This window comes from Streptomyces sp. NPDC002092, assembly GCF_053593775.1.
Genome location: NZ_JBSFDG010000027.1, coordinates 48331 through 62865, shown reverse-complemented (window position 1 = coordinate 62865; position 14535 = coordinate 48331). Strand labels below are relative to the sequence as shown.

The window sequence follows — 14535 nt, the reverse complement described above, 5'->3', positions numbered from 1 at the left end:
TCTCCGGATCACCACCACCCTCACCACCACCGCCACCCTCACCACCACCATGGCCACCGCCACCACTGGGGCGATTGGTGTTCTCCGGATCACCACCACCCTCACCACCACCGCCACCCTCACCACCACCATGGCCACCGCCACCACTGGGGCGATTGGTGTTCTCCGGATCACCACCGCCCTCACCACCACCGCCACCACCACCGCCACCCTCGCCGCCGCCTTCGCCGCCGTCACGGTCGTAGATGCCCCCGTGGCCGAAGTGACCGGCGTCCCCGCCGCCTTCCCCGCCGGCACCGCCGAAGCCGCCATGGCCGCCGAGGTCGCCGAACCCACCGGAACCGGCACCGCCGTCACCAAAGCCGCCGTCACCGAGGCCGCCCTCGCCGAACCCGCCACCGGCACCGCCGAACCCGCCATCCGCACCGCCACCGAACCCGCCGAAGTCCCCTTCGCCGCCGCCGAATCCACCGTCGCCCCCGGCGCCGAAATCACCGAGGCCTCCCTCGGCGCCGCCGGCATGCTCGCCGAACCCTCCGAAATCGCCGAAGTCGCCGACCTGGTCCAGCTCGCCGGCCGCTTCGGCCGGGGACCGGTCCAGCAGGGGGCCGCCGAGCAGGCTGTGGGCGCCGGTGGCGGCCGTGCCCGGGCCGTCGGCGCCCTCCTGGCCCTCGGCGGGAGTTGACAGGTCGTAGCCGTGCTCGGTGGAGGCCGGAGCACCGGCACGGTGGTCGCCGGAGACCTGCTCCGCCGGGACGGCGTGGGTCGTGGAGGCCTCGTGCGTCACCGCGGCCTGGTGGTCGACGGGCACGGCGTGGTCAGGCGTGATGTCGTGATGCGCCAGCGCGTGCGCCGCACTTCCGAAGAACAGGGACGACTTGGACAGCCGTGGGTCCAGAGCGGCCGGTCCCCCGTCGGTGGCGGACTCGACGCGGAGGGAGCGGAGTTCGGCGACCTGGGCGGGCGACAGGCCGAGTCTTCGCGCCACCTCACCGGTGTCGCCGTCGAGTTCGGCACGGAAGGCCGGGTCGACGGCCAGGCGGGTCAGGGCAGCACGATATGCGTCGTTGGTCATGGTTCGGTCTCCGTCGGTCTGCGGGCATTGATGCCGATGGCGACGGAGCCGAGGATCCCCCCTGGTCGGCGGCAACTGCCATTTCCGGCCATCCCCGCCGATACCTGCTGGAGACGTTATAGAGCCTTGGCATGGACTGCGCAAGTGCAGCGACCAGGGCGGTTGAGGGTGCCGGGCAGCCCCGCCGCATCGGTCGTCCACCCATCAGATATGGCCACCGGCCCGTCGGCGTACCGACGAAATGGCACGTCGACTTTCGTCGCCTCGGTCCTACGTGAGTGTCACGACATGGCCGGAGGCGCCGCAGCGTTACGTCTTCTGGCAGGTCTTGGCTTTGAAGTCCGCCATGGAGACGGTGATAGCGGATTCGTCGCCGTTGCCGGAAATGCGGGCGTAGCGGACCTGGCCTGGGATGAGCCGGTCCCGGTCGGCCGGGGTGAAGGAGATGCTGCTGGCTGACCACGAGTTGTCCTTGGTCCAGCCGTACAGCGCGTAGGTGGTCTTGGCGGTGAGCGGAGCGAGGGATGTGGTGGTGGTCCAGCCGGCGGCGGGAGCATCGAGGGTCCAGGAGGCGAGGCCCGGCGCGAGGGGACGGTCGGCGGTCCATGAGCCCACCGTCATCTGCTTGTTGACGTCGTCGCTGTCCACGTAGAGGGTTGCGCCGTCGATCAGATGTCCGCAGACCATCATGACGCCCAGCAGATGGCCGTCGGCGGTCACAGAGACGCCGGCGACGGCGTCGGGGGAAACGGTGCATCCCGAGGTTGCGGCCAGGGCCACGCCGACCGCGACGGCGCCGACGAAGCGCCGCGGCACCGGACGTGAAGTGGTCGGCCCCACGCTTGGCCCCCTGCCCGGGGGAACGCCTGAGGCCCCCCTGCCTGGGATGATAGAGGGCGAGCGACTTGTGGCTGCAGCGTCGCCGTCCACCCGTTGCGGGCTCGTTGTTGCCTCGTAGTCGCTCGCGCTGACTCAGCCCGGCCACGGCATCGATGTTCCGCGCCCATGGTCGGCGCTCCGGCCACGCTGGCGCGGGTCACCGGGCGCACATGGATCGACGAGGAGACGTTCCACACGACGATCCACCACATGCCGTGTGATGACGAACCCGGCGCGTGCGCATTCGACGGTCGGGCGATGCTCCTACTTCCCGGGGCGCGGCATCCGTACGACCGCCGTCCCCGCGGTCAGGTCCACCGTCGTCCTGTTCGGCGGGGCCCCGTCATCCTCGTTGTCCGGCAAGACCAGCGACGACTGCCGTTCCTTCAGCTCGTGCTGCTTGCCCGGGGAAAGGCTTGCATGCAGTTGTTCGAATCCGGTCGCTGATATCTGCCCCTGACGTGCGCTGTTCCGCCATGGCAGCACTCCGGCCCGACCCGCGCGCATCAGCAGCTGGTCGACGAAGGCCAGCAGGGTCAGCACGATGACCAGCCCGGGCAGGGTCATGAAGAAGACGAATTGCACGTCCCCAGTATCCGGGTCGAGTCGGTGGCCCGTCACCCCCTGAACTCGCCTTCACCGCCTGGCCGTTGGCATCGCGTGGTGACTTCTCACGGTGCCCGGCCTCATGTCACGGCAGGTCGAGGCCCCCCAGGGAGGGGATCAGCGATCGGAGGTCGCTCGGGACACCGCTCGGCAGTTCGCCGGGCAGCTTCGACGGGAGTCCGCTGGGCAAATCGCTCGGCAGTTCTGTCGGGATGCTCAGGGACGGCGACGAGGTGCCGCCGGAGCTCGCACTGGTGTCGTTGGGTGATTTCTTGTCGGGCGAGTCGTCGTTGCCGGTGGCCAGCAGGACGGCGGCGACCACTGCGGCGACCGCCGCGAGGGCGACCAGGAGGACGAAGAGCGGATTGCGCCGTCGCCCGGGCGGTGGGGGCGGCTGCCGGTCGCCGTAGGCCGGAGGTGGTCCGAACCCGCCGCCCGGCGGCGCGGTGTCACCCGGCGGTCCGGGCGGTTGAGGCGGTACCGGCGGTATGGCCATGCCGTCCAGAGTCGCCGCACATCGGGCAGCCGGCGACCCCCGCACGGAAGTTGATACGGCCCCATGCCGTGGACCGTACCGTTCCGGGGCATTCCACGCGGGGATCGCTCGCACGCGCGCGTGCACGCACGGATCAAGCACGCACGCGCACGCACACGCGTGCCGTTCAGCCGCGAGCCCCCAGCAGATGATCCATGGCCAGCTGGTCGAGGTGCTCGAAGGCCATCCCGCGCGCGGCGGTCGCCTCGACGTCGAAGTCCTCGAAGGCGCCGCGGTCGGCGAGCAGGGCCTCGAGGCCGTCGGCGGCGGTCGGCTGGGCGAGCTGGTCCAGGCGCGAGGCACGCAGGGCCTCCTGGACCTCCGGGTCGGCGCGGAAGGCGGCCGCGCGCTCCTTGAGGATCAGGTAGTTGCGCATGCAGCCGGCGGCAGAGGCCCACACGCCGTCGAGGTCCTCGGTCCGCGGCGGCTTGAAGTCGAAGTGCTTCGGACCCTCGTAACCGGCGCTTTCCAGGAGGTCCACCAGCCAGAACGCGGCACGCAGGTCACCGGCGCCGAAGCGCAGGTCCTGGTCGTACTTGATGCCGGACTGTCCGTTGAGGTCGATGTGGAAGAGCTTCCCGGCCCACAGGGCCTGAGCGATGCCGTGCGGGAAGTTCAGCCCGGCCATCTGCTCGTGGCCGACCTCGGGGTTGACGCCGTACAGCTCCGGGCGCTCCAGGCGCTCGATGAAGGCGAGGGCGTGGCCGACGGTGGGCAGCAGGATGTCGCCGCGGGGCTCGTTCGGCTTGGGCTCGATGGCGAACTTCAGGTCGTAGCCCTGGGAGGTGACGTACTCGCCGAGGAGGTCGAAGGCCTCCTTCATGCGGTCGAGGGCGACACGTACGTCCTTGGCTGCGCCGGACTCGGCGCCCTCGCGGCCGCCCCAGGCGACGTACGTCCTCGCGCCGAGCTCGGCCGCGAGGTCGATGTTGCGGATGGTCTTGCGCAGGGCGTAGCGGCGCACCTCGCGGTCGTTCGCGGTGAACGCGCCGTCCTTGAAGACGGGGTGGGTGAAGAGGTTGGTGGTGGCCATCGGCACGGTCATGCCGGTTGCGTCGAGGGCCTGGCGGAACCGCTTGATGTGCGACTCGCGCTCGGTGTCGGAGGACCCGAATGGGATCAGATCGTCGTCGTGGAAGGTGACGCCGTACGCGCCGAGCTCGCTCAGGCGCTGCACCGTCTCGACCGGGTCGAGGGCACGCCGCGTGGCGTCGCCGAACGGGTCCCTTCCCTGCCAGCCGACGGTCCACAGGCCGAAGGTGAACCTGTCCTCGGGGGTGGGCTGGTAGCTCATGCCGCGGCTCCTTGCTCGTTTGCGACCGTTGCCTTACGACTATTTCGTCATGGCGGTTTACAAATTAGTATGCGGACGCATCCCTGGGAAGGGACAAGATGTCCCCGAAGGGGTGAGGTTCCGGGCCGCCAGGGCCCGGGAACGCTCGAACCAGCAGGTCAGAGCCCGCAGAGCCGCGGAAAAAAGGGAGAGCCCGATGTCAGCAGCCGAGGGTCCGCTCGTCGTCGGCGTGGACACGTCCACCCAGTCCACCAAGGCGCTCGTCGTCGACGCGGCCACCGGTCAGGTCGTCGCGAGCGGCCAGGCGCCGCACACCGTCTCCTCCGGGGCCGGCCGCGAGAGCGACCCGCGCCAGTGGTGGGACGCCCTGTGCCAGGCCCTCGACCAGTGCGGTGACGCGGCGCACGAGGCCGCCGCGGTCTCCATCGGCGGACAGCAGCACGGTCTGGTCACGCTGGACGAGCGGGGTGAGCCGGTCCGCCCGGCGCTGCTGTGGAACGACGTGCGCTCGGCGCCGCAGGCCCGCCGCCTGGTCGAGGAGCTGGGCGGCCCGAAGGCCTGGGCGGAGCGCACCGGAAGTGTGCCCGGACCGTCCTTCACGGTCACCAAGTGGGCGTGGCTGGCCGAGAACGAGCCGGAGGCGGTCCGCGCGACCAGGGCGGTGCGCCTGCCCCACGACTACCTCACCGAGCGGCTGACCGGGCAGGGCACGACCGACCGCGGCGATGTCTCAGGCACCGGCTGGTGGGCTTCGGGGACGGAGTCCTACGACGAGGAGACCCTCGCGCACGTGGGGCTCGACCTTTCGCTGCTGCCCCGGGTGGTCCGGCCCGGCGAGGTGGCCGGCACCGTGCGCGACAGCCACGACCTGCCGTTCTCCAAGGGCACCCTGGTCGCTCCGGGGACGGGTGACAACGCCGCCGCGGCGCTGGGCCTCGGGCTGCGTCCCGGCACCCCGGTGCTCAGCCTGGGCACGTCGGGCACGGTGTACGCGGTCTCCAAGCGGCGCCCGGCCGACCCGACCGGCACGGTGGCGGGCTTCGCGGACGCCCACGGCGACTGGCTGCCGCTGGCCTGCACCCTGAACTGCACGCTCGCCGTAGACCGCGTCGCCACACTGCTGGGCCTGGACCGCGAGGCCGTCGAGCCGACCACCGCCGTCACGCTCCTGCCCTATCTGGACGGCGAGCGCACCCCCAACCTGCCCGGCGCCTCCGGCCTGCTCCACGGACTGCGGCACGACACCACCGGCGGCCAGCTCCTGCAGGCCGCCTACGACGGGGCCGTGCACTCGCTGCTCGGCGCACTCGACCTGGTCCTCGACGAGGACGCGGACCGCTCGGTCCCGCTGCTGCTGATCGGGGGCGGCGCCCGGGGCACGGCCTGGCAGCAGACCGTACGCCGCCTGTCGGGCCGTCCGGTCCAGGTGCCCCAGGCCAAGGAGCTGGTCGCGCTGGGCGCCGCGGCGCAGGCGGCCGGCCTGCTCACCGGGGAGGATCCGGCCGCGGTCGCCCGGCGCTGGAACACCGCCGCGGGCCCGGTGCTTGAGGCCGTGGAGCGGGACGAGGCGACGCTGGCGAGGATCGCCGGGGTACTCTCCGACGCGGCCCCGCTGCTGGAGCGGAGCACCGACAGCTGAGGACGGGGGCATGACAGCACCGCTGCACGAGGTCCACCCGGCCGGCCCTGGGCGGGTGCTGCCCGACACCCAGCAGGGCATGCGCCGCCGCAACCTGGCCCGGGTGATGCACACCGTCAGCGCCGAGGGTCCGCTCTCCCGTGCCGCCGTGGCCTCTCGCATCGGGCTGACCCGGGCAGCGGTGTCGACCCTCGTCGACGAGCTCATACGCACCGGACTGCTCGAGGAGCTGGGCCCCGAGCGGCCCGGACGCGTGGGCCGTCCCGGTTCGGCGCTCGCCGTCAGCGGGCACGGCCCCGCCGGCATCGGCGCCGAGATCGGTGTGGACCACCTCGCGGTCTGCGCGGTCGACCTGCGCGGACAGGTACGCGCGCGTGCCGTGCGACACGGCGCCAACCGCGGCCGCTTGCCCGAGCCGGTGACCGAGGAACTCACCGCGCTGGTACGCCGGGTGGTCGCCGAGGCGGAGCGCGAGGGGCTGTGGCCCGCGGGCCTCGCGGTGGCCGTGCCGGGTCTGGTGGCGCGCGACGCCCGCACCGTCGTGCGCGCCCCGAACCTGGACTGGCACGACACCGACATCGGGGCGCTGCTGCCCACCGACATCCCGCTGACCGTCGACAACGAGGCGAACTTCGGTGCGCTCGCCGAACTCTGGCTCGGCGAGCGCACCCCACACGACTTCCTGCATGTGTCGGCGGAGATCGGTATCGGCGCGGCGGTCGTCGTGTCCGGCGGACTGCTGCGGGGAACGCGTGGTTTCGCGGGCGAGTTGGGGCATGTGCCGGTGCAGCCGGAGGGGCCCGTGTGCGCGTGCGGCGGGCGCGGCTGTCTGGAGCAGTACGCCGGTGAGGAGGCGGTGCTGCGTGCGGCGGGCCTGGAGCCGGGCGAGGACCGTGTCGGGCTGCTGGCGGGCCGGGCCGCCGTGGGCGACGAGGCCGTACGGGGTGCGCTGCGCGACGCGGGCAGGGCGCTCGGCATCGCGCTGACCGGGGCGGTCAATCTGCTGGACCCCGAGAGCGTGGTGCTGGGCGGCGCCCTGGCCGGGCTCGCGCCGTGGCTGCTGCCGTCGCTGGAGGCCGAGTTGGACCGACGTACCGCGGGCCCGGCCTGTCCGGTGTCCGTGTCCCGGCTGGGCCCGGAGGGGCCGCTTCTGGGGGCGGCGCACTCGGTGGTCCGAGCTGTGCTGGACGACCCCGCGGCGGTGGCCGAACGGACCTGATGGCGGCACCGGCAGCGGTGGCTGAACGGGGTGATCGCGGCAACCGCAGCGGTGGCTGAACGGGCCTGATCCCGGCAACCGCAGCGGCGGCTGAACGAGCCTGATCCCGGCAGCCACAGCGGTGGCCGAACGAGGCTGCTCCCCGCGCCCACAGCGACGCTCAACGAGCCTGACCCCCGCACCCGCGCCGTTGTTGCGGATCAGCACCCCGCACCCGCCCTAGGCTTTCCCCGGCACCGGCACGACCCGAGGAGCGCAGCGATGTTCGACCCCGCAGCTGAACACCCGTACCCCGACAGCCAGCGGCCGGACGCACCGCCCGCACCGCATCCGCTGCTCGCGCCAGTGCTCGGTCTCCTGGGCACATGGCGGGGCCGGGGCGAGGGCGGCTACCCGACGCTCGACGGGGACTTCGCGTACGGTCAGGAGGTCGTCTTCAGCCATGACGGGCGCCCCTTCCTCCGCTATGAGGCCCGGGCCTGGCTCCTCGATGCCGAGGACGCGCCGCTGCGTCCGGCGGCCCGGGAGAGCGGCTGGTGGCGGCTTCAGCCCGACGGCCGGGTGGAGGCGCTGATCACCCAGCCCACGGGGATTGCGGAGATCGCCGTCGGTCAGGCGGGCAAGGGCACGGTGGACCTCTCCACCCACAACGTGGCACTCACCCCCACCGCGAAGGAGGTCACCGCCACCCGACGCCGCTACACCCTCGCCGACGACGCCACCCTCACCTTCGCCTTCGACCTCGCGGCGGTCGGCCGGCCGTTGCAGCACCATCTTTCGGCAAGCCTGGGGCGTACGCAGTAGATCGCTTCAACCGTCGGCTTCACCCCTACGGGTGGCCGGGTTTTCCACATTCGCGCCGTCGTCCACCGAAGCACGCTGCGCCCTTCTGCCCAACACGCAAGCGCCGTACCGTGATTCACGCGAAGCACTCCCGCCGGGTCGGGAGGTGTCGGGCAAGTCGGCGTGGGTTGAGGGGGATTCACATGTCGGGGGATGTGGCGGCGGACGCAGGTCTCCGGCGTGACGCGATCGGGCTGCGCGAGGTGCTGTTCCAGAGCATCACGGCGATGGCGCCGGCCGCCGCCGTCGCTGCGTCCATCCCGTCGGGTGCGGCCTTCGCCGGCGGGAGTCTGCCCCTGGCCGTTCTGATCGCGCTGGTGGCCTGTCTGTTCACCGCGTCCTGCGTGGCCGAGCTGGCGCGTGAGCTCCCCGCGGCGGGCTCGGTGTCGACGTATGCGGCGCAGGGCCTGCATCCGGCGGTCGGCTTCCTCGTCGGCTGGGGCTATGTGTTCGTGGAGGCACTGGTGCCGCCGCTGCTGCTTCTTCAGCTCGGCTTCACCACGGCGGGCACACTGCACCAGGAGTGGTCCTCGTATCCGGCAGACCTGTGGTGGCCCTGGGCGCTCGCTGGTGCGGCGATCATCGCGGCCGCCGGGTACTTCGGGGTGCGTGCCTCGGCCCGCTTCGGCACCGTCCTGGGCATCTTCGAGGTTCTGGTCTTCCTGGTGTTCGCCGTCTGGCTGATCGGCAGGGCGGGAGCGCACAACACCCTTTCGGTGTTCGGCACTTCGCACACGGCCGAGGGCTACCAAGGGGTCAGCGGGGTTTTTGCCGGGTCGGTGTACACGGTGCTGGCCTTCGCCGGGTTCGAGGCCGCGGCGCCGCTCGCCGAGGAGACCCGCAACCCGCGCCGCACCATGCACCGGGCAGTGCTCGGTTCGGCGCTCGGGATCGGCCTCCTCTACGTGGTCACGACCTACGCCATGACGGTGTACTTCGGACCGGACCGGTTCGCGAAGTTCGGGGCCTCCGGCGCCGCGTCCTGGGAGGGCGTGGCACGGGCGTCGTTCGGCCTGTTCTGGGTGCTGGTGTTCCTGGCCGTGGTGAACTCGACGATCGCCAACGCCAACGCGTGCGCCAACGTCTCCACCCGGACCGCCTACGCCCTGGCCCGCATCCGCGTCCTGCCCGGCGTTCTCGCCGCGCTCCACCCCAGATACCGCTCCCCCGTCGTCGGAATCGCCGTGCAGAGCGTGGTGGCGGTCGGTGCCGTGCTGGGGCTCGGCTTCGGCTACGACCCGGTGACGGCCTTCCTGCTGCTCGCCACGGTGATCGTCACCGTCGTGATCGGCGTCTACATCGTCGTCGACCTCGCCTGCGCCGGCTATTTCCTGCGCCGCAGACGGGAGTTGCTCAAACCGGTACGGCATCTTTTGCTGCCGTTGCTCGGCATCGTCGCGTTCGTGCCCGCGCTGCTGACGGCGGCGGGCCTGCCCGCCTTCGACTTCGTCACTGAGCTGACCGCACCGGTGTCGTACGCCGGACCGATCGTCGCCGTGTGGATGGCTGCCGGCGTCGTGGTGCTGCTGGTGCTGATGCGGCGCCATCCCGAGCGGATGTCCGAGACCGCCCGTGTCCACCTGGACGACCCCTCCCCCACCGATCCTGCGCAGAACGGAGCAGTACGCCGATGAGCGACCCCCGCATCCTGACCGTCCGGCCCGAGCCGGGCGAGTACGCCTGGACGTTCGGCGGCGCACCGCCCGTGGCGCGCATCGCGCCCGGCACCGTCCTCGACCTGTACACCGAGGACTGCTTCGCCGGGCGGGTGCGGTCCGAGAAGGATCTGGTGTCCGAGGTGTGCGAGTTCCCCTTCCTCAATCCGCAGACCGGGCCGTTCTACGTCGAGGGCGCTCAACCGGGCGACACCATCGCCGTGCACTTCGTGTCCGTCGAACCGGCCCGCGACTGGGCCGCGTCCACCACGGTCCCGCTGTTCGGCGCGCTCACCTCCACGCACACCACGGCGACACTCCAGCCGGCGCTGCCGGAGACGGTGTGGATCTGGCAACTCGACCGCGCCCGCCGCACTGCGCTGTTCCGGGCGCACGACAGTGACATCGAGGCCGAGCTGCCCATGGACCCGATGCACGGCACCGTGGGCGTGGCCCCCGCCAACCTCGAGGTCCGCTCGGCCCTGGTGCCCGACGCGCACGGCGGCAACATGGACACGCCCGAGATGAGGGCCGGCGTCACCTGCTACCTCGGGGTGAATGTGGAGGGCGCGCTGCTCAGCCTCGGCGACGGGCATGCTCGCCAGGGCGAGGGCGAGACCTGCGGGGTCGCCGTCGAGTGTGCGATGAACACCGTGGTGATCGTGGAACTGCTCAAGGGGCTCGCCACGCCGTGGCCGCGCATCGAGTCGGACACGCACATCATCTCGACGGGCTCGGCCCGCCCGCTGGAGGACGCGTTCCGGATATCGCAGCTCGACCTGGTGCAGTGGCTGGTGCGCGACTACGGCTTCAGCGAGCTGGACGCCTATCAGTTCGCGACCCAGGCGGTCGAGTCACCGCTGGCCAATGTGTGCGACACCAACTACACCTGCGTGGCCAAGATCCGCAAACAGTGGCTGCCCGCGCGCGAGACTCATCGCGGCGTGCACGCGCAGCTGCGCGAGATCGCGACGACTGTGCGGGGCTGAGCCTCCCCCACCTCGAAAGGCACGGCTTCATGGAACGGGCAGGACCGAGCACATCCAGAAGGTGGTTCCTCAAAGGCGCCGCCCTGGCCGCCGTCCCTTACGCGTTACTTCCCGACGCGCGGGCCGGGGCGCAGGACCAAGCCGTCGACTACCCGGGCGCGGATTGGCAGCCTGCGAGCAGGTCCAACTACACGGCATCGGACCGTCCCGCGTCCTATCCCCTCGACTGCGTGATCATCCATGTCACTCAGGAGACGTACGCCAAGACGCTCTCCATCTTCCAGAACCCGGAGAAGAAGGTGACCGCGCACTACCTGGTGCGCTCGGCGGACGGGCATGTGGCGCAGTGCGTGCGGGAGGCCGACATCGCCTGGCACTCGGGCGACTGGGACTACAACACGCGCAGCATCGGCATCGAACACGAGGGCTGGGTGGACCGGCCCGCGTACTTCACCGACGCCCTGTACGAACAGTCGGCCAAACTCACCGCGGCGATCTGCACCAAGTACGGCATCCCCAAGGACCGGGACCACATCATCGGGCACTACGAGGTGCCGGGGACCGACCACACCGACCCCGGACGCCACTGGGACTGGAGGCGCTACATGAAGCTCGTCGCCGTCGGCTGACCGCGGCGGAGGCGGTTGGGCCCGGTGGGAATGCCGTAGACCCGGTGGACGGGCCGCCATTCGGGTGACCTGGTCGAAACGGTTGTCGGCGCGCGCACCGGGAGTGACGATGTCCTCAGCCGCATCACCTCTCGGGGAGGCCGAGTTGACCGATCCGTGGGTGGCCCTGGAGCCGGGGGCCGACCCTGCCGAGCACGCGCGGATGCTGCGTCGCGCGCACGAGACGTTCACCGAGGCGGGCACGGTGGCGCGTCCGGTGCGTTCGGTGGTGGCCGAGTCGTGGCGGCGCTCCGCCCGGGCCGGCGTGGGGCCCGACGGCACGGCGAGCGTGGAGCTGGTGGACGGAGACCTCGGCGCCTACCGGGCCGAGCATCCGCTGGCGCGGGTGATGCCGCTGTTCCGTGAGCTGATGGGGACGTTCGCGGCCGACGGGGAGCATCTGCTCGCGGTGTGCGACGCGGGCGGCAGGCTGCTGTGGGTCGAGGGGCATCCGGCCACCCGGCGCAGTGCGGGGCGGATGAACTTCGTGCCGGGTGCCCGGTGGGCGGAGACGGCGATGGGCACCAACGCGCCGGGGACCGCGGTCGCCGTCGACCGGCCGGTGCAGGTCTTCGCGGCCGAGCACTTCATCCGGCAGGTGCAGCCCTGGACGTGCGCGGCCGCTCCGGTACACGATCCGCGCACCGGGCGGGTGCTCGGCGCCGTGGACATCACCGGCGGTGATGGTCTCGCGCATCCGCACAGCCTGGGCTTCGTGCAGGCGGTCGCGCGCGCCGCCGAGTCACAGCTGGCGCTGCTCACGCCGGAGCGGCCCGCCGCCGACACGTCCGAGTTGACGGCGCTGGGCCGGGACGAGGCGTACCTTCTCACCGGCGGGCGCAGGATCAGGCTCAGCCGTCGGCACAGCGAGATCCTCGTCCTGCTGGCCCGTCATCCGGAGGGGCTGACCGGTGACGAGCTGCTGTGCGCGCTGTACGAGGACGAGTCGGTGACGCCGGTGACGCTGCGCGCCGAACTGGCCCGGCTGCGCAGGGTGCTGGGCCCGGGGCTGCTGGCCTCGCGACCGTACCGGCTGACCGTGCCCGTCGAGTGCGACGTGGCCGTCGTCGAGCGGCGGCTGGAGTCCGGAGCGGTCACGGCGGCCGCCGCGGCGTACACGGGTCCGCTACTGCCCGGCTCCCAGGCCCCGGCGGTGGTGCGGCTCAGACACCGACTCGCCGACGCCCTGCGTACGGCATTGATCACCCGCTGCGACCCCGACCTGCTGGCCGACTGGGCGCATGCGCCGTGGGGCGAGGACGACCTCGACGTGTGGCGGGCACTCGCCGTGCTCCGGCCGACGGCGACGGTGCGGGCCCGACTGGCCGCGCTGGAGGGCGAGTTGACCGCACCGGCCACCTGGCCCGCAACCGCCGGCCGCCGAGGAACCACGCCGACGTAGCGCTGCCGCCGCACGGCACTGACCGCGCCCCGCGCCCCGGCAGCTCAACCGTCGACCGCCGGGGAGCCGCACCGGCGTACGCCACGCTCGGATCCCCGGGGCGCTCGCGGCAACGTAGTTGCAACGTCGCCGTCCCTAGCCTCCCGACGGGAGCTGCCCAACGGCGGGCAGCGCTTCGAGGGAGGCAGAGCAGCATGACCCGTTACGCGGCGCCCGGCACTGAGGGCGCGATCGTCTCCTACCAGGCGCGCTACGACCACTTCATCGGGGGCGAGTACGTGCCGCCGGCCGGCGGACAGTACTTCGAGAACCCGTCGCCGGTGAACGGGCAGCCGTTCACGGAGATCGCGCGCGGCACGGCGGAGGACGTGGAGCGGGCGCTGGACGCGGCGCACGCGGCCGCCCCCGGGTGGGGCCGCACCTCGGTGACCGAGCGCTCCGCCATCCTGCTGAAGATCGCCGACCGGATGGAGGCGAACCTCGAGAAGCTGGCGGTCGCCGAGAGCTGGGAGAACGGCAAGCCGGTGCGTGAGACGCTGGCCGCCGACATCCCTCTCGCCATCGACCACTTCCGCTACTTCGCCGGCGCGATCCGCGCCCAGGAGGGCTCGCTCGGCGAGGTCGACGACGACACCGTGGCGTACCACTTCCACGAGCCGCTCGGCGTCGTCGCGCAGATCATCCCGTGGAACTTCCCGATCCTGATGGCGGTGTGGAAGCTCGCCCCGGCCCTCGCCGCGGGCAATGCGGTCGTCATCAAGCCCGCCGAGCAGACCCCGGCGTCCATCCACTACTGGATGAGTCTGATCGCGGACCTGCTGCCGCCGGGCGTGGTGAACATCGTCAACGGCTTCGGCGTGGAGGCGGGCAAGCCGCTCGCGTCCAGCCCGCGGGTGGCGAAGGTGGCGTTCACCGGTGAGACCACGACAGGCCAGCTGATCATGCAGTACGCCTCGGAGAACATCAAGCCGGTCACCCTGGAGCTCGGCGGCAAGTCGCCCAACATCTTCTTCGACGACGTCTGGGCGCACGACGACGACTTCCGCGACAAGGCCCTCGAGGGCTTCACCATGTTCGCGCTCAACCAGGGCGAGGTGTGCACCTGCCCGTCCCGGGCGCTCGTGCAGCGCGGCAACTACGCCGAGTTCATCGAGGCGGCGGTCGCCCGCACCGAGCTGATCAAGCCCGGGCACCCCCTCGACACCGACACGATGATCGGCGCCCAGGCCTCCAACGACCAGCTGGAGAAGATCCTCTCCTACCTCGACATCGGCCGCCAGGAAGGCGCCCGGGTCCTCACCGGCGGTGAACGCCTCGAATACGACGGCGAGTTGAAGGGCGGCTACTACGTCCAGCCCACCATCTTCGAAGGTGACAACCGCATGCGGATCTTCCAGGAGGAGATCTTCGGCCCGGTGGTCTCCGTGACGTCCTTCGACGACTTCGACGACGCCATCAAGATCGCCAACGACACGCTGTACGGCCTCGGTGCGGGCGTATGGACGCGGGACATCAACACCGCGTACCGGGCGGGCCGGGCGATCCAGGCGGGCCGCGTCTGGACGAACTGCTACCACGCCTACCCGGCGCACGCGGCGTTCGGAGGCTACAAGCAGTCCGGGATCGGGCGCGAGACGCACAAGATGATGCTGGAGCACTACCAGCAGACCAAGAACCTTCTTGTTTCATACAGTCCGAAGAAGCTTGGGTTCTTCTAGACCGTCACCGGCT

At 71.4% G+C, this 14535-nt stretch carries 12 protein-coding genes and 1 pseudogene; 9 read left to right on the top strand and 4 right to left on the bottom strand.

The genetic code is table 11. The features are described from left to right. Positions 1 to 685, top strand: a pseudogene (locus ACWCRD_RS40545) (hypothetical protein); the annotation flags it as partial. 699 nt (positions 686 to 1384) lie between these two features. Here ACWCRD_RS40545 and ACWCRD_RS40540 read toward each other — a convergent pair. From ACWCRD_RS40540 to xylA, 4 genes are all read right to left on the bottom strand, one after another. After that, positions 1385 to 1915 carry a hypothetical protein gene (locus ACWCRD_RS40540; protein ID WP_450970681.1) on the bottom strand — a complete coding sequence of 177 codons (531 nt, stop codon included), beginning with the start codon at positions 1913 to 1915 and terminating at the stop codon, positions 1385 to 1387. A gap of 303 nt (positions 1916 to 2218) precedes the next feature. Beyond that, a complete protein-coding gene (locus tag ACWCRD_RS40535) occupies positions 2219 to 2539 on the bottom strand; it encodes a DUF6191 domain-containing protein (protein WP_450970680.1) in 321 nt (106 codons plus the stop codon). A gap of 106 nt (positions 2540 to 2645) precedes the next feature. Next, positions 2646 to 3056 carry a hypothetical protein gene (locus ACWCRD_RS40530; RefSeq protein ID WP_450970679.1) on the bottom strand — a complete coding sequence of 137 codons (411 nt, stop codon included), beginning with the start codon at positions 3054 to 3056 and terminating at the stop codon, positions 2646 to 2648. A 166-nt stretch (positions 3057 to 3222) separates the two neighbouring features. After that, positions 3223 to 4389, bottom strand: a complete 1167-nt coding sequence (gene xylA, locus ACWCRD_RS40525; RefSeq protein WP_450970678.1) for a xylose isomerase — start codon at positions 4387 to 4389, stop codon at positions 3223 to 3225. Positions 4390 to 4585: 196 nt separating this feature from the next. On the opposite strand from xylA, the gene xylB reads away from it, so the two are divergent. The 8 genes from xylB to adh all read left to right on the top strand — a co-directional run bounded on the left by xylB (position 4586) and on the right by adh (position 14522). After that, entirely contained in the window at positions 4586 to 6028 is a 1443-nt protein-coding gene (gene xylB, locus ACWCRD_RS40520) for a xylulokinase (protein WP_450970677.1), read from the top strand. 10 nt (positions 6029 to 6038) lie between these two features. Next, positions 6039 to 7247, top strand: a complete 1209-nt coding sequence (locus ACWCRD_RS40515; protein ID WP_450970676.1) for an ROK family protein — start codon at positions 6039 to 6041, stop codon at positions 7245 to 7247. 261 nt (positions 7248 to 7508) lie between these two features. Continuing rightward, positions 7509 to 8051: an FABP family protein gene (locus tag ACWCRD_RS40510; protein ID WP_450970675.1), complete on the top strand. Its 543-nt coding sequence runs from the start codon at positions 7509 to 7511 to the stop codon at positions 8049 to 8051. A 182-nt stretch (positions 8052 to 8233) separates the two neighbouring features. Then, positions 8234 to 9724: an APC family permease gene (locus tag ACWCRD_RS40505; protein WP_450970674.1), complete on the top strand. Its 1491-nt coding sequence runs from the start codon at positions 8234 to 8236 to the stop codon at positions 9722 to 9724. Beyond that, the gene (locus ACWCRD_RS40500; protein ID WP_450970673.1) at positions 9721 to 10734 is read left to right on the top strand and encodes an acetamidase/formamidase family protein; all 1014 of its coding nucleotides are present in this window, start codon (positions 9721 to 9723) and stop codon (positions 10732 to 10734) included. The genes ACWCRD_RS40505 and ACWCRD_RS40500 overlap by 4 nt, the downstream gene beginning before the upstream one ends. A gap of 29 nt (positions 10735 to 10763) precedes the next feature. Continuing rightward, positions 10764 to 11363: an N-acetylmuramoyl-L-alanine amidase gene (locus ACWCRD_RS40495; protein WP_450970672.1), complete on the top strand. Its 600-nt coding sequence runs from the start codon at positions 10764 to 10766 to the stop codon at positions 11361 to 11363. 109 nt (positions 11364 to 11472) lie between these two features. Beyond that, a complete protein-coding gene (locus ACWCRD_RS40490) occupies positions 11473 to 12804 on the top strand; it encodes a GAF domain-containing protein (RefSeq protein ID WP_450970671.1) in 1332 nt (443 codons plus the stop codon). A gap of 194 nt (positions 12805 to 12998) precedes the next feature. Beyond that, the gene (gene adh, locus ACWCRD_RS40485; protein ID WP_450970670.1) at positions 12999 to 14522 is read left to right on the top strand and encodes an aldehyde dehydrogenase; all 1524 of its coding nucleotides are present in this window, start codon (positions 12999 to 13001) and stop codon (positions 14520 to 14522) included. Positions 14523 to 14535 lie beyond the last annotated feature (13 nt).